General features: G+C 68.7%; 17 protein-coding genes. 3 read left to right on the plus strand and 14 right to left on the minus strand.

Going from position 1 to position 18,647, the window contains the following annotated elements; all coding sequences use genetic code 11:
- Positions 1–21: 21 nt before the first annotated feature.
- Positions 22–891: a fumarylacetoacetate hydrolase family protein gene (locus tag M2317_RS01445; RefSeq protein ID WP_429456620.1), complete on the plus strand. Its 870-nt coding sequence runs from the start codon at positions 22–24 to the stop codon at positions 889–891.
- A 16-nt stretch (positions 892–907) separates the two neighbouring features.
- Here the strand turns inward: M2317_RS01445 and M2317_RS01450 are convergent, their stop codons facing one another.
- From M2317_RS01450 to M2317_RS01465, 4 genes are read right to left on the minus strand one after another with little or no spacing between them, the layout of a single operon-like run.
- Positions 908–2,350: an aspartate ammonia-lyase gene (locus M2317_RS01450; protein ID WP_429456622.1), complete on the minus strand. Its 1,443-nt coding sequence runs from the start codon at positions 2,348–2,350 to the stop codon at positions 908–910.
- A 53-nt stretch (positions 2,351–2,403) separates the two neighbouring features.
- Positions 2,404–3,327: a metallophosphoesterase gene (locus M2317_RS01455; RefSeq protein WP_429456624.1), complete on the minus strand. Its 924-nt coding sequence runs from the start codon at positions 3,325–3,327 to the stop codon at positions 2,404–2,406.
- A 20-nt stretch (positions 3,328–3,347) separates the two neighbouring features.
- On the minus strand, positions 3,348–3,683 hold the full coding sequence (locus tag M2317_RS01460; RefSeq protein WP_429456626.1) for a peptidase: 336 nt from the start codon (positions 3,681–3,683) through the stop codon (positions 3,348–3,350).
- Complete coding sequence (locus M2317_RS01465; protein ID WP_429456628.1) at positions 3,680–5,023, minus strand: inorganic phosphate transporter; 1,344 nt, start codon at positions 5,021–5,023, stop codon at positions 3,680–3,682. The genes M2317_RS01460 and M2317_RS01465 overlap by 4 nt, the downstream gene beginning before the upstream one ends.
- A 155-nt stretch (positions 5,024–5,178) precedes the next feature.
- Here M2317_RS01465 and M2317_RS01470 point away from each other — a divergent pair, with 155 nt between their 5' ends.
- Entirely contained in the window at positions 5,179–7,275 is a 2,097-nt protein-coding gene (locus M2317_RS01470) for a S9 family peptidase (RefSeq protein ID WP_429456630.1), read from the plus strand.
- A 117-nt stretch (positions 7,276–7,392) separates the two neighbouring features.
- Here M2317_RS01470 and M2317_RS01475 read toward each other — a convergent pair whose 3' ends face one another.
- From M2317_RS01475 to M2317_RS01510, 8 genes are all read right to left on the minus strand, one after another.
- A complete protein-coding gene (locus M2317_RS01475; RefSeq protein ID WP_429456632.1) occupies positions 7,393–8,421 on the minus strand; it encodes a 6-phosphofructokinase in 1,029 nt (342 codons plus the stop codon).
- Positions 8,422–8,626: 205 nt separating this feature from the next.
- Positions 8,627–10,792, minus strand: coding sequence for a DEAD/DEAH box helicase (locus M2317_RS01480; RefSeq protein ID WP_429456634.1), 2,166 nt, complete (start codon positions 10,790–10,792; stop codon positions 8,627–8,629).
- 215 nt (positions 10,793–11,007) lie between these two features.
- On the minus strand, positions 11,008–11,613 hold the full coding sequence (locus M2317_RS01485) for a hypothetical protein (RefSeq protein WP_429456636.1): 606 nt from the start codon (positions 11,611–11,613) through the stop codon (positions 11,008–11,010).
- Positions 11,614–11,622: 9 nt separating this feature from the next.
- On the minus strand, positions 11,623–12,585 hold the full coding sequence (locus M2317_RS01490) for a bifunctional riboflavin kinase/FAD synthetase (protein WP_429456638.1): 963 nt from the start codon (positions 12,583–12,585) through the stop codon (positions 11,623–11,625).
- A complete protein-coding gene (locus tag M2317_RS01495) occupies positions 12,582–13,001 on the minus strand; it encodes a hypothetical protein (RefSeq protein WP_429456640.1) in 420 nt (139 codons plus the stop codon). The genes M2317_RS01490 and M2317_RS01495 overlap by 4 nt, the downstream gene beginning before the upstream one ends.
- A gap of 26 nt (positions 13,002–13,027) precedes the next feature.
- A complete protein-coding gene (locus M2317_RS01500; protein WP_429456642.1) occupies positions 13,028–13,396 on the minus strand; it encodes a hypothetical protein in 369 nt (122 codons plus the stop codon).
- Entirely contained in the window at positions 13,393–14,286 is an 894-nt protein-coding gene (truB, locus tag M2317_RS01505) for a tRNA pseudouridine(55) synthase TruB (protein WP_429456644.1), read from the minus strand. The genes M2317_RS01500 and truB overlap by 4 nt, the downstream gene beginning before the upstream one ends.
- A 21-nt stretch (positions 14,287–14,307) precedes the next feature.
- Positions 14,308–14,949: a hypothetical protein gene (locus tag M2317_RS01510; protein ID WP_429456645.1), complete on the minus strand. Its 642-nt coding sequence runs from the start codon at positions 14,947–14,949 to the stop codon at positions 14,308–14,310.
- 79 nt (positions 14,950–15,028) lie between these two features.
- On the opposite strand from M2317_RS01510, the gene M2317_RS01515 reads away from it, so the two are divergent.
- Positions 15,029–15,904: an A/G-specific adenine glycosylase gene (locus M2317_RS01515; protein ID WP_429457635.1), complete on the plus strand. Its 876-nt coding sequence runs from the start codon at positions 15,029–15,031 to the stop codon at positions 15,902–15,904.
- Positions 15,905–15,909: 5 nt separating this feature from the next.
- Here the strand turns inward: M2317_RS01515 and M2317_RS01520 are convergent, their stop codons facing one another.
- Both M2317_RS01520 and rbfA read right to left on the minus strand, forming a co-directional pair.
- Complete coding sequence (locus tag M2317_RS01520; protein WP_429456647.1) at positions 15,910–18,120, minus strand: LuxR C-terminal-related transcriptional regulator; 2,211 nt, start codon at positions 18,118–18,120, stop codon at positions 15,910–15,912.
- Positions 18,121–18,210: 90 nt separating this feature from the next.
- On the minus strand, positions 18,211–18,636 hold the full coding sequence (gene rbfA / locus M2317_RS01525) for a 30S ribosome-binding factor RbfA (RefSeq protein ID WP_429456649.1): 426 nt from the start codon (positions 18,634–18,636) through the stop codon (positions 18,211–18,213).
- Positions 18,637–18,647 lie beyond the last annotated feature (11 nt).

Here is an 18,647-nt window from a genome sequence, read left to right on the forward strand (position 1 = left end):
TCGTGCCGGTACCGTAGACGCATGCGATTCGCCCATCTGGTGCGTTCCGACTCGCCCGACGCCGCGCTCGCGGTCGTCGACGGCACGGACGCGATCCTCGTCTCCGATCTCCTCGATGCGCCGCCAGCGACGCTGCAGCATCTCATCGACGCAGGTGACGAAGCACTGGATGCTGTGCGCGCCGCGCTGGCGAAGGGCACGGCACCCCGGCATCCGCTCTCCGACTTCGGCTGGGCCTCGGCGGTCGTCTCCCCTCCCGTCGTGCTCGCCGTCGGGCTGAACTACGCCGCGCACTCCAGCGAACTCGGGCTCAAGACCGACACCGCGCCGACTGTCTTCACCCTGTGGCCGAACTCGCTCACCGGGCATGAGCACACCACCGGCTGGCCGCGCTCGCTCAGCGAGTCCGTCGACTACGAGGCGGAGCTGGGCGTCATCATGGGCCGGCCCGCCAAGGATGTCTCCGTCGAGGACGCGCTCTCCCACGTCTGGGGCTACACCGTCGTCAACGACATCACGGCACGCGACATCCAGTTCGCCGAGGCGCAGTGGTCCCGGTGCAAGTCGTTCGACGGCTTCACTCCGACCGGCCCCGTCGTCGTCACCGCGGACGAGATCGCGGATCCGCAGGATCTGCACATCTGGACCATCGTCGACGGACGCACCGTACAGGATGCGTCGACGGGACAGATGGTGCGATCGGTGGCGAAACTCGTCGCCCATCTGTCCCAGTCGATCACGCTGCTCCCCGGCACCCTGATCTCGACCGGCAGCCCCGGAGGGGCCGGCTACTCGCGCGATCCGCAGATCTTCCTCCGCGATCGCTCGACGGTCACGGTCGGGATCGACGGCATCGGCGAGCTGACCACCCACTGCCGCATCTACGACTGAGCGCGCACTCCCGTGGTCATCCCTTGACGATCGGGATCGCCTGCGTGACGGCCTCGAGGCCGGACAGCCGCGCCGGCGAGAGCTGCTTGGTGACCTCGTCGCGGGTCATCAGCTCGGCCTCGACGACGAGGTCGGCCACGTTGCGGTTCGTGAGCAGCGCCGTCTTGGCGAGAGCCGCCGCGGCTGCGTAGCCGATGAACGGCGTGAGCGCCGTGATCACGCCGACCGATGCTCCCACCATCGCGCCCAGGCGGTCGGTGTTGGCGGTGATCCCGTCGACGCAGTTGACCCGGAGGGTCCACATCGCCTGGCGCATCCAGGTGATGGACTGGAAGATCGAGTGGGCGATGACCGGCTCGAACGCGTTGAGCTGCAGCTGCCCGCCCTCGACGGCCATCGTGACCGTCGCGTCGGCGCCGACGACGGAGAACGCGACCTGGTTCACGACCTCGGGGATCACCGGGTTGACCTTGCCGGGCATGATGCTCGAGCCGGCCTGCTTGGCGGGGAGGTTGATCTCGCCGAAACCGGCCTGCGGACCGGAGGACAGCAGACGGAGGTCGTTGCAGATCTTGGACAGCTTGATGGCGTTGCGCTTGAGCGACGACGAGAAGGACATGAACGCGCCGGTGTCGCTGGTGGATTCGACCAGGTCGGTCGCGGTCGACAGATCCAATTCCGTGATCGCGCGCAGGTGCTTGATCACCGCTGGGGCGTAATCGGGATGCGTCGTGATCCCCGTACCGATCGCGGTCGCCCCCATGTTGACCTCGAACATCAGCGATGCGTTCTCGGTCAGCCGGCTGTGGTCCTCGCCCAGCGTCGTCGCGAAGCCGTGGAATTCCTGACCGAGCGTCATCGGCACGGCATCCTGCAGCTGAGTCCGTCCGACCTTGAGGATCGCATGGAACTCCCCCGCCTTCGCCAGGAACGAGCGGCGCAGCAGGTCCAGTTCGTCCAGCAGCGAGCGCAGAGTCAGGGAGAGACCGACTTTGATCGCGGTCGGGTACACGTCGTTCGTGGACTGGCTGCGGTTGGTGTGGTCGATCGGAGACAGGTACGCGTAGTCGCCCTTCGCGTGGCCGGCCATCTCGAGCGCGATGTTGGTGATGACCTCGTTCGCGTTCATGTTGGTCGACGTCCCCGCGCCGCCCTGGATCACGCCGACCGTGAACTGATCGTGGAACTCGCCGTCGATCACGCGCTGCGCGGCGGCATCGATGAGGTCGGCCCGTTCGGCATCGAGGACGCCGATCTCCTTGTTGGCGCGCGCGCTCGCCTGCTTCACCATCGCGAGAGCGCGGATCAGGTCCGGATACACCGAGATCGGCCGCTTGCTGATCGGGAAGTTCGCATCGGCACGGGCCGTGTGGATGCCCCAATAGGCATCCGCAGGGATTTCCATGCTGCCGAGCGAATCGGTCTCGGTACGGGTCAGGGCAGGCGCATCGGCGGCCATGTGTCACATCCTCGTGGGTCGTGGCTGAGTGGGAGGCGGGGGATGCTCCCAGTCTAGACCGCGGCGCTGGTCCATCCCGGCTTGCGCGAGAACGCCTCCAGCCGCTCCGCCGGTGACAGCTGCGCCATCCGCTCCAGCCACCCCGCGGAGAAGGTGTCGGCCGTCTCGGCATCCGTCACGGGGACGACAGTGTGCGTGATGGTGTCGTCGTACAGGTGCACGAGCTGGAACGACTGCGCCGCATCCATGCCGTTCACGTCGGGCGCAGGCTTCGCCACGTTCATCGTGTAGCAGGTCGCGGATGCCACGCTCACCGGGACGCCCGCGAACGTGCCGTGCGCCGAGTAGTGCAGGTGCCCCGCGAGGATGCCGCGGACATCCGTACCGCGGATGACAGCGGCGAGATCGTCCTGGTGGCGCAGCTCGAGGATGTCGAACAGCGGGACATGGCTCGGCAGCGGCGGATGATGCATCGCGAGCAGCGTCCCGTGCGGTGCGGGGACGCGCAGCTGATCCTCGAGCCACGCCAGCTGCGATTCGTCGAGGTCGCCGTGATGCCAGCCGGGGACAGACGTGTCGAGAGCGATCAGACGCAGACCGTCGAGATCCCAGACGCCAGTGACAGGCTCCTCGGTGGCTGCGGCATCCAGAAGCTCGCGGCGCAGCGTCGGCCGTTCGTCGTGGTTCCCCGCCACCCAGACGACGGGCGCGTGGAGCTCTGTCGCGACCGGCTCGACGGCAGCCCGCAGACGCCGGTACGCATCCGGCTCGCCGAGGTCGGTCAGGTCGCCCGTGATCACGATCGCCGAGGGCGACGGGTCGACGGCGCGGATCGCCTCGAGCGTGCGACCGAAGGTCCGCTCGACGTCGAACCGTTCCGCCAGATGCGCACCGCCGGCGAGGAAGTGCGGATCGCTGACGTGGATGATCGTGTGCGACGCCGGTTGATGGACGCCGAAGACCTGGGGGCCAGACATGCCCCCAGCCTACGGCGCGGTCAGTGACCGACGACGATGAGCAGGATGCCGGCGACGACGGCCGCCGCGCACATCGCGAAGCACGCGTACGCACCCACGAGGGCGAACTTCTTCTGCCCCTCGGTGAGGGGACTCTTCTTGGCCGCCTTGGCCGCCTGCTTCTCGGCGCGCTTGAGCTCCTTGTCGCTGATCACCGTGATGGCGTCCGTGAACTCGGCCGGGCTGACGACCGGTGCGTGCCCGCTGCGCACCAGCAGGCGCAGTCCCAGCGCGTAGAACGTGACGATCGCCGCCGCGCCGACGAGAGCCGCGACGAACACCTGGAGGAAGGCCAGCCAATCGATGGAGACGCTCATTCGCTCTTCTCCTTCGTCGTGGACTGCTGCTGCTTCTTCTTGTTCGCTTTCGCGCCGGCCTGAGCGCTGGCCTTGGTCTTCGCTTCGGCCTTCGCCTCCGCCTTGGCCTTCTGGCGCGCCTTGGCCTCGGCGCGTGCCTGCTCGATGCGCTGCTGCCGGCGCGTCGGCGGCGGCGAGTCGGGAAGCTCGACCGCGTGGCCGGATTCGGCGACATCGCTCATCGCGTTGGCAGAGGTGACCGCGTTGCGCCGGGAGCGGAGGAAGAGTCCGAGGATGATCAGCACCGCCAGCACGGCGTCGATCGCGACGCCCCACGGGCCAAGGAGCACGACGAGCAGGGCGGCGAGTGCGCCGACGGCACCGGCCGCCGGCAGCGTCAGCAGCCAGCCGATCGCGATGCGTCCTGCGGTCCGCCAGCGCACCGTCGAACCGCGGCGTCCGAGACCCGAGCCGATCACCGATCCGGACGCGACCTGGGTCGTCGAGAGCGCGAAGCCGAGGGCGCTGGAGGCGAGGATGGTCGCCGCGGTCGAGCTCTCGGCCGAGAACCCCTGAGCCGGCTTCACATCGGTCAGGCCTTTGCCGAGGGTGCGGATGATCCGCCATCCGCCCAGGTACGTGCCGAGGGCGATCGTGAGTGCACACGCGACGATCACCCAGAACTCGGGCTCGTGATGCTCACTGGACTGCCAGCCGATCGTGATCAGCGCGAGCGTGATGACACCCATCGTCTTCTGCGCGTCGTTGGTGCCGTGTGCGAGCGCGACGAGCGATGAGGTGAAGATCTGGCCCCAGCGGAAGCCGTCGCGGCCGTCCGGCTTGTTGTCGTAGCGCCGCGTGATCGCGTAGGCGATCTTCGTCGCGATGAACGCGATGATGCCGGCCGTCACGGGCGCGATCAGCGCGGGGAGCACGATCTTGGACAGCACCATCCCGAAATCGATCGCGCCGAGGCCGGCGCCGACGAGGGTCGCGCCGATCAGTCCGCCGAACAGGGCGTGCGACGAACTCGATGGCAGGCCGAGCAGCCAGGTGAGCATGTTCCAGGTGATGGCGCCGATGAGTCCGGCGAAGATCAGTGCGAGGAAGAGTTCGGCCCCGGAGTCCAGGATCGCGTCTTCCCTGATGATGCCACCGGAGATCGTCTTGGACACCTCCGTGGACAGGAAGGCGCCGACGAGGTTGAGCACCGCGGCCAGGAGCACGGCGGTCTTGGGCTTGAGAGCACCGGTCGCGATGGGCGTCGCCATCGCGTTCGCGGTGTCGTGGAAGCCGTTCGTGAAGTCGAAGAAGAGTGCCAGCAGGATCACCAGCACGACGATGAGGGCTGCGGTTTCCACCGTTCGCTTTCGGTCGTTCGGGAAGAGGGAGGTGTCGACGTGATCGACGTGGTGAACGAAGAGTTCACCGTGGGTTTTACTTCCGTTTACCGGCCCCTGAGAATCCTCCCACCCTCCTCGACGCCGGTCAACTCGGGCTCGACTAACGTGGAATCGTGACCGACGCCCCCGCAACCGCCCGCCGTTCCCATGTCCGCACTCATCACGGCGACGTGTTCGACGATCCGTACGAGTGGCTCCGCGACAAGGACTCCGCCGAGGTGATCGCGCACCTCGAGGCGGAGAACGCGTACACCGATGAGGCGACGTCGCATCTGGACGAGCTGCGCGAGCGGATCTTCCAGGAGATCAAGGGCCGCGTCCAGGAGACCGACCTCTCGGTGCCGACCCGCCGTGGTGAGTGGTGGTACTACAGCCGCACCGAAGAAGGCGCTCAGTACGGCATCCACTGCCGAGCGGCTGCGGTACCGGACGATTGGACTCCCCCGGTCCTCGCACCCGGCGTTCCCGTGCCCGGGGAGGAGATCCTCCTCGACGGCAACCGCGAGGCAGAGGGCCGCGAGTTCTTCGCGCTCGGCGCGTTCGACACTTCGGACGACGCGACGAAGCTCCTGTGGTCGACCGATTTCGCCGGTGATGAGCTGTACACCGTGCATGTGCGCGATCTGGCGAACGGCGAGCTGCTCGCTGACGAGATCCCGAACACCTCGGGCGCGTTCTTCACGCCGGATGGCACCGGCATCCTGTACACGACGCGCGACGACGCGTGGCGGCCAGACACCCTGTGGCTGCACCGCCTCGGCACTCCGGTCGACGACGACGTGCAGCTCTTCCACGAGCCGGACGAGAAGTTCTGGCTCGGTGCGGGCATCACCCGCAGTCGGAAGTATCTCGTGATCGGCGTCGGCTCCAGCATCACCAGCGAGGAGTACCTCGTCGATCTGTCCGGAGATCTCACCGCGGAGCCTCGCCTGATCTGGCCGCGGAGCGAGGGCGTCGAGTACTCGATCGATCACGCCGTCGTCGACGGCGACGACCGCCTGCTCATCCTCCACAACGACCAGGCGCTCGATTTCGAGCTCGTCTCGGTCGCGGCGTCGGACCCGCAGGGCGAGAAGCGCGTCGTCATCGCGCACGAGCCGGGACGGCGCCTTCTCGGCATGGATGCATTCCGCGACTTCGCCACCGTCGAGTACCGCCGCGACGGGATCGAGCGGGTCGGTCTGCTCGACTACGCCACGGATGCCGTGGACGAACTGCACTTCGACGAACCGCTGTACTCAGCGGGAGTGAGCGGCAACCCGGAATGGCATTCGCCGTTCCTGCGCCTCGGTTACGGATCCTTCGTCACACCGGGCACGGTGTACGACCTCGACCTGCGCACCCGTCAGTTCGTGCTGCGCAAGCAGCAGCCGGTGCTCGGCGGGTACGATCCTGCCGAGTACGGGCAGGAGCGGGCGTGGGCCACGGCATCCGACGGCACGAAGGTGCCGATCTCGCTGGTGTGGAAGCGATCCTTCGGAGCACCGGGCGACGCTCCTCGCCCGATGCATCTGTACGGCTACGGGTCGTACGAGCACTCGATCGACCCCGGCTTCTCGGTCGCGCGACTGAGCGAACTGGACCGCGGCGTGATCTTCGCGGTCGCGCACGTGCGCGGCGGCGGTGAGATGGGTCGCCAGTGGTACGAGGACGGCAAGCTGCTGCACAAGCGGAACACGTTCACGGACTTCGTCGCGTGCGCCGAGCATCTCGTGACGGCCGGAGTGACGACGCCCGATCGCCTCGTCGCCGAGGGCGGCAGCGCCGGCGGGCTGCTCATGGGTGCCGTGGCGAACCTGGCTCCGGAGCTGTTCGGCGGAGTCCTGGCCGCCGTGCCGTTCGTCGATGCGCTGACGACGATCCTCGACCCCTCGCTGCCGCTCACGGTCATCGAGTGGGATGAGTGGGGCGACCCGCTGCACGACGCCGAGGTGTACGCGTACATGAAGTCGTACTCGCCCTATGAGAACGTGCGCGAAGGGGTGCGCTATCCCCGGATCCTTGCGATGACGTCGCTCAACGACTCGCGCGTGGCCTACGTGGAACCCGCGAAGTGGGTCGCGAGGCTCCGTGAGGCCGGGGCCGCGGACGTACTCATGAAGTGCGAGATGGTCGCAGGCCACGGCGGTGTCAGCGGCCGGTACAACTCCTGGCGGGAGCGAGCGTTCGAACTCGCCTGGATGCTGGACGTGCTGGGGCTCGCCGAGTAGATCGCGCTGCGCGCCTGCGGCTCGTCGCTACGGCGGTCGGTCACGGGTGAGGTGAGGTTCGCAGCAGCGAACCCGCCCGACGTGTGACGAGCGCATCGGGGCTGGACCCCGATCGGATCAGCCGAAGAGCGCTGCGGCCTCGTCGTAGCGGTAGCGCGGCACCGTGTTCAGCTCGCCGAGGGCATCCGCGAACGGCACCCGCACGATGTCGGTGCCCTGCATGGCGACCATCTGGCCCCACGCGCCGTCGACGATCGCATCAGCGGCGTGAAGCCCGAGTCGCGTAGCCAGCACGCGGTCGAACGCGGAGGGCGAACCGCCGCGCTGGATGTGCCCGAGAATGGTCGCGCGCGTCTCGATCCCGGTGATGCGCTCGATCTCGGGCGCCAGCTGGTCGCCGATCCCACCGAGGCGCGGACGGTTGAACGCATCGAGGCCCTTGTCGCTGAAGGCCTCATCCATGCCCTTGAGCTTGAAGCCCTCGGAGACGACGACCAGAGGCGCACGTCCACGGTCGTGGGCACTGGTCACCAGTTCGGTGATCTCCTCGATCGACATCGGGACCTCGGGGATGCAGATGACGTGCGCCCCGGCGGCCATTCCCGCGTGCAGCGCGATCCACCCGACATGCCGACCCATGACCTCGGCCACCATGCAGCGCTGGTGCGAGTCGCCGGTGGTCCGCAATCGGTCCATGGCGTCGGTCGCGATGTTCAACGCGGTGTCGAAACCGAACGAGTAGTCGGTCGCCTGGAGGTCGTTGTCGATGGTCTTCGGCACGCCGATGACCTTGATGCCGTCCTTGGCGAGCCGGTCGGCCGCCGCGAGCGTCCCTTCGCCGCCGATGGCGATGATGCCGTCGATCTTGTGTCCGTAGAGCGTCTTGGCGATGTTCTCCGCACCGCCGCGCTCCCCCTCGTACGGGTTGGTGCGGCTGGTCCCGAGGATCGTTCCGCCGACCTTGGACAGGCCCTTCACCTCATGGCGGGTGAGTGGCATGAAATCACCCTCGACGACGCCGCGCCACCCGTCTCGGATGCCGACGAATTCGAGGTCGTAAGCGGTCGTGCCCTTGAGCACGATGCCGCGGATGACCGCGTTGAGGCCGGGGCAGTCGCCGCCTGATGTGAGGATGCCGATCTTCATGCTGCTGCCTTCACTCGTTCGGGTGGGAGAGGGGGGACGAGGCGACGCTGCCTGCGATCGACACTAGTGCCGATCGCACCTCTGGCGCCATTCGAGCCGACGAAAACCGCGGTTCTTGCGGCTTCTTGAACACAAACTCGACGATCTTCCCGACATCACGGTCAGAGCGACCGCAATGCCTCTCAAGAAACGCTGTTCTTGCGACCTACTCGCCGCCCAGCGCCTGCCTCAGCAGATGCATGAGGGCCGCGAGCTGAACCGATTCGCTCGCCGTCTCCGCCACGGCCTCGCCATCCAGCGCGCGGGCCGCGAGACCCTGCTTCTGGTCGATGAGTTCGGCGATCTTCGTGTCGATCGTGTGCGCTGCGATGATGCGCCACGCGGTGACCGGCTCGTCCTGCCCGATGCGGTGCACGCGGTCGATCGCCTGCGTCTGCTCGGCCGCCGTCCAGCTGAGCTCGGCGAGCACCACGTTCGACGCGGCCTGCAGATTGAGGCCGACCCCGGCCGCGGTGAGCGAGCAGACGGCGATGCCGACGCCCTCGTCGTCGTTGAAGTCGTCGATGGCCTGCTGGCGCGCCGGCGTCGTCTGGTCGCCGCGGATCGAGACGTAGCGGATGCCGGATGCGGCGAAATGCGCCTCTGCCTGATCCATCACGTCGATGTGCTTCGCGAAGAAGACCACCTTGCCCACCGAACGCTGCAGCTGCGCCGCGTAATCCGCTGCGAGCTGCGCCTTCGCCTGACCGATCTTGCGCACCATCGTGAAGACGTTGTCCCCGCCGGTGCCCGCGGCCTTGGACTCCTCGAGTTCGCCGGTGGCGACCAACCGGACGATGTCCTCGTCGATCTCGCCCCTCGACAGGCTCAGGGAACGCTGATCGCCGCGGTCACCTCGCGACTGGATGATCCGGCGGTACTTCGCCGCCAACCGCTCGCCCAGTTCCCGCTCAGCCTGCCGGATGCTGCGACCGTATTCGTCATCCAGCTGCACGGGCAGATCGGCGATGAGCTTGTCTGGCAGGTCGGCGGCGACGTCCTTCTTCTTGCGCCGGACGATGCCCATCGAGATGACGGCATCGCGCGCCTCGGCGTAGAAGGCCTTGTCCGCCGGGGTGAGGCCCGTCGCGTCGAGCTTCTCCATCAGCTCGGAACCCGGCTTGTCCCCCGTCGTCCAGCCGAGGAAGCGCCAGATCGCGTCGAAGTCCTCGACGTCGTTGATCAGCGGCGTTCCGGTCAGAGCCAGCATGAGCGGATTGCCGCCCGGCGTCTGCGCACGAACGCGCGACGCCAGCGCCAGCACGTTCTGCGACCGCTGCGAGGTGAGGTTCTTGATGAAGTGCGCCTCGTCCACCACCATGCCGCGCAGCCCGATCGAGCCGAGCCAGGACAGATGACGGTCGAGGATCTCGTAGTTCACGATGAAGACGTCGGCGAACGCGTCGATGTCGGTGCCGTCACCCTGGATGACCGTCGCGCGACGCTGCGGCGTCCAGCGCTCCACCTCGCGCGCCCAGTTCATCTTCACGACGTTCGGCACGACGACCAGCAGCGGGTACGCGCCGGCCACGGATGCCGCCAGCACCGACTGCGCGGTCTTGCCGAGACCCGGCTCATCTGCGAGCAGGAAGCTGCGGTGTCCGGCCTTGACCGCTTCGAGGAAGCGCGACTGGTGCACCATGACCTCGAGTCCCTTCGGGGACACGTGGTCGAACTCGGGCGTCGGCGGCAGATCCATCGTGGCCGACGCCCCTCCGGCGCCGGTCTCGAACGCCTTGTAGAGCGGGCCCATCAGCTCCCAGCCGTCCAGGCGACGCCGCGGAGTCGAGGACTGACGAGGGGTCAGGTCCGGTGCGAGGAAGGGATTCGCGAGCTGACGCGCCTCGACCGACGGAGGCGTCACCTGACGCTCCGCCGCGGCCGCGGACACCACCGGCGCCTGCGCGACGGGCGCGATGTCGGTGATGATGAGCTCCTCCGGGGCGAGCTCCGCACCCGATTCGAGCAGCCAGTCCCTGCGCATGCGCTTCGCGACCGGACTCGTCGCCGAGTCCACTTCGAGCAGCTGGATCAGCGAAGTGTCTCGTGCTGCCGTCTTGGCGAGGATCGTCGCCACGCCGTCCAGGCGCTTGAGCAGCTCCGCGCGAGCGGAATCGGCGATCTCGGCATCCGCCTTCACCCGCGCGCGCTCCTCGCGCACGAGGAAAGCGATCACCTGGAACTTGACCCGGTTGGTCGGGCCGAGCTTTCCGCGCTGCGCCTTCGCCTCCACCTCGCGGACCTTGCGCGCGAGGATCGGGATCAGCGGGGCCTCGTCGTCTCGACGGGACGTCTTCCTGCGCCGCGTAGCGGCGGTTGCCGTAGTCGGCATGCTCCTCCTGAGCGTGAATCGCCGGAGTGCCGCAGACGGCCTCCGAGCCGTTCTCGATGTCCGCGTGTGGCGCCAGCCAGGACCGTGCGGACGGGGTGATACCCGGCTCCCCGTCGTTCGTCACATCGAACGCGCTGCGGAGCCAGGGCCATTTTACGCCATCGCGGGCGCCGCGAGCACAGATGCTTCCGCAACGGCGCGTCGACTCGCCTTGGTCACGGCCAGAGCGTGGCCTCGATGTCGTCCAGATAGCCGGTCATGTCCGCGTTGAGCCACTTCGTCGCCACCCAGACTCCGTCGCGCAGCAGATGGATCTCGCCGCCTGCTCCCCCGCCGCCGCCCTCGTCGTCGAACGAGACCCGGATCGTGCACCTGGTGGCGCCGTCGACCTCTTCGCACTCCAGCCCCTGCGTCGTGAACGCCTCCTGCAGATCGGTCGTGTGCTGCGTGTCGACCATCGCCAGAGTCGTGGCGATGCCGACCTCGGAGGCGACTCCCCAGGTGCAGCGCAGGTTGTCGAGCGCGGCGAGCACTTCGACAGCACCGGCGAGCTCGGTGGACGGCATGGTGAGGGTCGGATCGTTGAGCGGCAGCCCGGCGCCCTCGAACTTCTCGCGCAGCGCCGGGCTGAACACCTGGTCGCAGGACTCCGGCAGCGAGACGGCCTCGCTCGGTTCCGGAGCAGGCGTCGGCTCGCCGGAGGCGGACGTGGAAGGGCTCGGCATCGGCGATGCCGACGGCACCGCCTCGGGGGCGCAGCCGACGAGCGCGACGATCAGGATGCCGATGCCGACACCGCCGATCAGACCCGTCCGTCCCATGCAGCGATGCTACTGCGCCGCGTTGCCGTCCACAGCCAGCAGTTCGCGCGCAGCATCCACATCGGCACCGATCTGCGCCTTGAGCTTCTCGATGCCCTCGAACGCGACCATGCCGCGCAGCCGATGCGTGAACTGCACGGTCACGTCGTGTCCGTAGAGATCCAGGGTCGTCTCATCGAGCACGTGCGCCTCGACCTGGCGGCGCGGCACGTCGTCGAACGTCGGGTTGGTTCCGACCGACACTGCGGCCGGATGCCGGATGCCGGTGTCGTGATCGATCAGCCATCCTGCGTAGATGCCGTCCGCTGGAACGAGCGCGTCGACGACGTCGGACAGGTTGGCCGTGGGGAACCCGAGTTCGCGTCCGCGCTTGAGGCCGTGCACGACCTCGCCGCGCACATCAGGGGTCCGCCCGAGGAGTTCTGCGGCCTGATCGACCGCGCCCTCGGCGAGCAGCTCCCGGATCCAGCTGGATGAGACCCGGCGCTCGGAGCCCTCAACGTAGACGTCGTCGACGACGTCGACCGTGAAGCCGTACACGGGGCCGAGTTCGCGCAGCAGTTCCGGCGTACCCGCCCCACCGCGACCGAACCGGAAGTCGCGTCCGACGAGCACGGTCCGCACCGTCAGCGCGTCCACCAGGATCTTCCGGACAAAATCGGCGGCCTCGAGGCTCGCCAGCTCCTCGTCGAAGCGCAGCACGAGCGTGGCATCGAGATCGAGTTCGCCGAGGAGTTCGAGCTTTCGCTCGGTGCTCACGACACTGTCCGGGCAGCGCTCCGGGCGCAGCACGGCGAGCGGATTGCGGTCGAAGGTCACGGCGACCGAACGCGCTCCGGCGGCCGCGGCATCCTCGAGCAGGCGAGCGATGACGGCACGATGCCCGGTGTGCACTCCGTCGAACTTGCCGATCGCGACGACGGACGGGCCGAAGTCCGCCGGCACGTCCGCGGGGTCGCGGAAGACGATCATGCCCCGACCTCGGACGGACGATGCGCACGCAGCCACCAGAGTCCGAACACGGGCAGCACGAGCGGGATGAACAGGTAGCCGCGGCCGTACAACGACCAGACCGTCTCGTGCTGGAAGAGCTCGGGATAGAGCAGGCTCAGTGTCCCCACGATCAGCACGCCGGCGAGTTCGAACACGATCGCGACCCACGCGACGGCGTACCAGCCCCGCCGGTTGGAGAGCACGAGCGCCAGGGTCGCGAGGATGTACACGACCGCCGCGACAGCCGAGAGCGCGTAGCTCAGAGGCGCCTCGTCGAAGCGCTGCACGATCTGGACGAAGCTGCGACCGGTGGCGGCCAGCGCCATCACGGCATAGACGATCACGAGGACACGGCCGATGCCGGTCATCCTGGTGGGGGTGGCGGTGGTGCTCATAGCGCCTTCCAGTTTAGGCGCGTGCGTCACGCGACCTGCACCGTCCAGATGACCTGCATGCGCCATGCCATGACGGCGACGGCCAGTGCGACGACGCCCAGGATGACGGTGCTCCACCGGCTGCGCTCCATGAGCGCCCAGATCACCCCGCCGACCGGCAGCAGGACCGCGGCGACGAGATAGACCCAGAACTCCAGCAGGTCGCCCGTGGGCGGGTTGCCGACGAACGGCGCCACGATCGCGATCACGACCTGCACGATCAGCAGCAGTTCGACGATCGCCAGACTCCCGACCGTGAAATCGCTCGGCCGGCGTCCGATGAAGCCGGCGCCGAGGCAGAACAGTCCGGCCGCGACGGCCACCGCGATCTGCAGGATCGTGAACCACAGGATCATCGTGCTTCCTCCGGCATGTTCATCGCGCTCTTGAGGTCTGCCCCGCGGCGTTCGACGATGCCGACGAGCGCGCCGTCCGGGTCGATGGCCGCGGCGGGAAACGTATCGACGCGGGATGCCTGACCGGCGAGCCGCTTCCCGTGCCGCAGGTCGCGCGCCTCCTCGGCGGTGATGTCCAGGCGCGCGAGCACGCGTGCGGCCGCGTCGGCCGGGGCGATCGTCACCGCGCCCACGAGGTCATCCGTCGCGACGGCGTCCGCGACGTCGAACGGGCCGATCCGCGTCCGCCGCAGGGCGGTCAGATGCCCGCCGACACCGAGTCCGGCGCCGAGATCGCGCGCCAGCGCCCTGATGTAGGTCCCCGAGGAGCAGTCCACGACGACATCGAGGTCGACCACGCCGGCCTCGTCGCGCCGCTGGAGCACGGCGAACCGCGAGACGGTGACCTCGCGCGCCTTGAGCTCGACGGTCTCCCCCGCCCTGACGCGCTCGTAGGCGCGGCGCCCGTCGACCTTGATCGCGGACACCGCACTCGGCACCTGCGAGATGGCTCCGGTGAGCCCCGCGACGCCGACGGAGATCCGCTCGTCCGAGACGGCGTCGATGGCCGCGGCATCCGCCGACGCGATGATCTCGCCCTCGGCGTCGTCGGTCGTGGTCGCCTGTCCGAGCCGGATCGTCGCGGTGTAGGTCTTGTCGGCGCCGACGATGTAGGTCAGCAGCCGCGTCGCCCCCTCGATCCCGATGACGAGCAGACCGGTCGCCATCGGATCGAGCGTGCCCGCGTGCCCGACTTTGCGGGTGCCGAACGCCCGCCGCGTGCGCGCGACGACGTCATGACTGGTGATGCCGCCCGGCTTGTCTACGAGCAGGATGCCGGGAGAGACCATTCCCCCAGCCTAAGCCGTGTCTCAGCCGCACACCTCGTACGACGGTTCGTCCCGTGTGGTGACGGTGACGGCCCAGGCCCGATCGGCGCCGGTGAGGAACTGGAAGAAGATCTGCCCGTCGGATTCCGAGGGCACCCGGATCCACTCTCCGTCGATGCTCGCGCTGCCCTCTTCCGCGTCCGGGTAGACCGCCAGGATCTCGTCCCTGGTGGCCCCCACGCCGAGGCCGTCCGCGGTCTCAGGCCCAACGGGACCTGAGACGGAGTCGGCCATCGTGGATGCCGAGATATCGGAGATCGGCTCGCTCTGATCCTCGGCGCCGCGGACGAAGTGCATGCTGAACGACGTGTCCGGTGCGTTCCAGAACGCCGCCCACGGGCACGCCGCACCGTCGCTCGTCCATGTGGTGGGCAGGTCGGCCAGCGTGGCGTCGAAGTCGCCGCCGATCAGGACCGGCCCGATGCCCTCTGCGCTGACGAGCCAGCTGGAGGGATCATCCGGATCCGGCTCGTCCGGTCCGGAAGCGCTCGGGCTCGGTGAGGCGCTCTCGGACGGCGCCGGCTCGGACGATGTCGGCGTCTGCTCAGGACCGTTCGCCGGCGTGGCGCACGCCGTGAGCAGTGTCGCGCTCAGCAGCATGACGGCAGCGATGCGGACTCTCATATCGGATCTCCCTGCTCTCCCCCGTGAACGAGCTGGTTGATCCGTCTAGGCTAACCAGGTGCCCGCGTCATCGACACCCCTGCCCGACCTCGCGAAGGTCTCGGACTGGTATCGATCGGATGCACGGGACCTGCCGTGGCGGCGGTCGGAATTCCATCGCGAATACGCCGCGTGGGGAACGCTCGTGAGCGAATTCATGCTGCAGCAGACCCCGGTCGCCCGCGTCATCCCGCATCTGGACGCGTGGCTGCAGCGCTGGCCGACGCCGACCGCGATGGCTGCGGCCTCGCCGGCGGAGGTCGTGACCCAGTGGGCGAATCTTGGATATCCGCGCCGCGCGCTCTGGTTGCACGGCGCGGCGATCGCCGTCGCCGAGCAGCACGGCGGGGTCGTGCCGCGTGATGTCGATCGGCTGCTCGCACTGCCGGGCATCGGCGACTACACAGCGAGGGCGGTCGCCGTCTTCGCGTACGGCGACCGCCATCCCGTCGTCGACACCAACACGCGCCGCGTCCTCGCTCGGGTCATCGACGGCACGGCGCAGCCTGGTCCGCCCGGCCGACGCGAGCTCGCGACGATGCAGCGGATGCTGCCCGCGGACGATGCCGAGTCGGCGCTGTTCAACGCCGCCATGATGGAACTGGGCGCGGTCGTGTGCACCGCACGCGCCCCGAAGTGCGAGCAGTGTCCGATTCGAGACGCCTGCCGGTGGTTCGCCCTTGGCCGGCCACCCGGCGAGGACGCCCGGCGACGGCAGGCGAGATACGAGGGCTCCGACCGCCAGGCCAGAGGCGCAGTGCTCAGGACGCTGCGGCAGGCGCAGCCCGTCGGCGTGCCGCTGGATGCCGTGATCCCCGACTGGCCGGACAGCGCCCAGCGCGACCGTGCGATCGACTCGTTGATCGTCGACGGCCTCGCCGAAGTCGCAGGCGACCTGCTGATGCTTCCGGCCTGAACGTCTCAGATGTGCTGACCGGTGCGATGCGCCAGCACGGTCAGTTCGACCCTGCTGCGCACGTCCAGCTTCACGAAGACCCGGCCGAGATGCACCTCGACCGTGCGGACGGACAGTCCGAGATCATCGGCGATCTCGCGGTTGGTCGCACCGTCGACGACCATCATGGCGACCTGGAGTTCGCGCTCGGTCAGCAGCGGAGCCCATGCCGCCCGACACGCATCCAACGGGTCGATGATCGTCACGGGGATCGGCACCGTGTCGAGGCCGGCGAGACGCTCGATCTGCTCGCCGAGTCGACCGAGCCGGCGCGCGATGCTGTCCCGCCAGGCATCGGCTCCCGCGTCGTCGAACAGACTGCGCGCGGAATGCAGGTGACGTCGACCGGCTGCACGATCACCACGGATCACGCAGGTCGTGCCGAGCAGCGCCTCGACGCGGCCGCGCTCGAACGGCGATCGCACGGATCGTGCCCGCTCCGCGATGTCCGGGTACTCGCGCTGCCACGCGCCCTGCGCCGCCGTCCGGATCCGGCGGTACAGCTCCAGTGCGAGCATGCGGTCCGGAGGTTCTACCGCGTCCATAGACGTGTAGGGGCCGAGCTCCTCGAGACCGGGGACGGCCAGCACGGGACCCGGACCTCCGCGGTCGTGCCACAGACGCAGCTGCACTCCGGCATCCTGGACGGCACCCGCGAGGTAGGCCTCCAGCGCACGGTCGACGAGCAGGTCAGGACGGATGCCGGTGGGCAGCGCCTCCGTGAGACTTCTCACCGCAGGGCCGACCTCGCCCTGCACAGCGACGTCGAGGCGACGCGCCAGCACGACGCCGAGCCCGGCGAACGGCAATCCGATCGGGTAGCGGATCATCGCCTCGTGCAGGCGAGCACGCGCCGCCGCGACGTCGCCCTGCCACAGCCGCAGCAGCACCTCGATCACGCACCGGTATGCGGCGGCGAGCGGTGTCCGCTCGAGTCCGTGGAGAAACGGGTCGGGCTCGCCGTCGATCCCGGCCTCATGCCGCGCCAGGATCTCGAGCGCCCGGTCGATCTCGCCGCCGAGGGCAAGACGAACCGCGGCGACGATGCCGTAGGAGAGCGTCTCGTGCTCGAGCGCCGCGTCCGATTCGTCGCCGCTGAGTAGCCAGCACAGCGCCACGGAGGGTCCGCGGATCGTGCCGTCAGCGCCCGCCCTGGCATCCGCATCGCGGACTTCGGACAGCCACATCCGCATCGCAGCGTCTGCGCCGCGCTCGGCCGACAGCATGGCCGCCATGCCCGCCGCGTGGGCCCATCCGTCCCAGGTGCTCGCGCCGTCCTCGTCGTCCGGACGGTGTGCAGACGGGTCCGCGATGGGCACCGCGCCGCGGAGCGTCGTCTCGGCGATCACAAGCGGTGCGAGTGCCCGTGCCCGCTGAGCGGCGGAGCCGTTCGGGAACAGACTCCCGAGCCAGGCCACGGCATCCGCCAGCAGTCCAGCGCACAGCGCCGCGCTTCCGGCGACCTGGCGCGCTTCGTCCGCCTCGGCGCCGTCCGCGTGATCGAACACCTCGATCGCGACGTGGAACGCGGCCAGGGACTGACCGCCATCCGCGAGCCGGCGAGCCGTGGGCAGGAGCAATGGGACGACCTCGGGCATCCGTGCCGTCGCGCCACGGGCGGCGTGCCAGGCGGCTCGTGCCGCATCGCCCTCGTGCGCATGGAATTCCCTCAGCTTCCGATGCGCCCACGCGCTTTCCACCGGCGAGATGGAGCCCTCGATCCATTCCGCGAACGCCGGGTCGCGCATCGACACGTGACCGGCGTTCACGTCCAGGTGCGCATCCAATGCCCCGACGGACAGGTCGGCGGCGGAGAGCCCGGTGATCGCGAGCAGCGCATCGACCCGATCGGTCGTGCCGAGGGTCACGACGATGAGCGCCGCGCGCTCGGCATCCGAGAGCAGGATGCGCCCGCCGATTCCGACGTCCGTCGTCGACACCGGCAGCGGGACGGGAAGGGCACGCAATCCATGGCGCTGACTCTCGCTCAGCGCCTGCACGACCGAGCGCACGACGTCGCGGGAAATACCGATCCTGTCGTGGACGCGGGCGAGGACGTGAGGAGCGATCGAGAGGCCCGCGGCGCGGAGATCGCTCACACCGTCGAGAACCGCGCGCGCATCCGGAGCGGTCAGAGGGCGCGAATCAGCAGCACGTCGCGCCTCCGTGTCGCCCATGACCCCGCTCTCCCGAGACCGCTGGGAGCGGTCCCGAACGACGCCAGGCTAACAAAAGCGTGCGCGTCGTGCGCGGAGACCGTCAGGAAATCAGTCTTCCTCGTCCTCGGTGCGGTACGGGTCCGCGTCGCCGGCGTGCGTCGACGTCGCAGCGAGCTTTGCGACCTGGGCATCCCGTTCCTGAGCCTCACGCAGCAGCGCCGAGATGTGATCGGCGTTCTCCGGCAGGGCATCAGGGATGAACTCGAGGGTCGGTACGAGGCGCGTGCTCAGCTGACGTCCCACCTCCGAGCGCAGCATGCCGGTGGCCGAGGTCAGCGCCGCAGCACTGGAGACCCGTTCCTCCTCGGTGCCGAGCACCGTGTAGAACACGCTCGCGTGCTGGAGGTCGCCCGACACGCGGACGTCGGTGATGGTGACGTATCCGAGACGCGGATCGCGCAGGCCCTTGTCGAGTCGCTCCGCCAGGATCACGCGAATGCGATCCGCCAGACGCGCCTGTCGTTCTCCAGCCATTTCCTACTCCC

Origin of the sequence: Microbacterium sp. ZKA21, from assembly GCF_050434165.1 — a bacterium.
GTDB lineage: Bacteria > Actinomycetota > Actinomycetes > Actinomycetales > Microbacteriaceae > Microbacterium.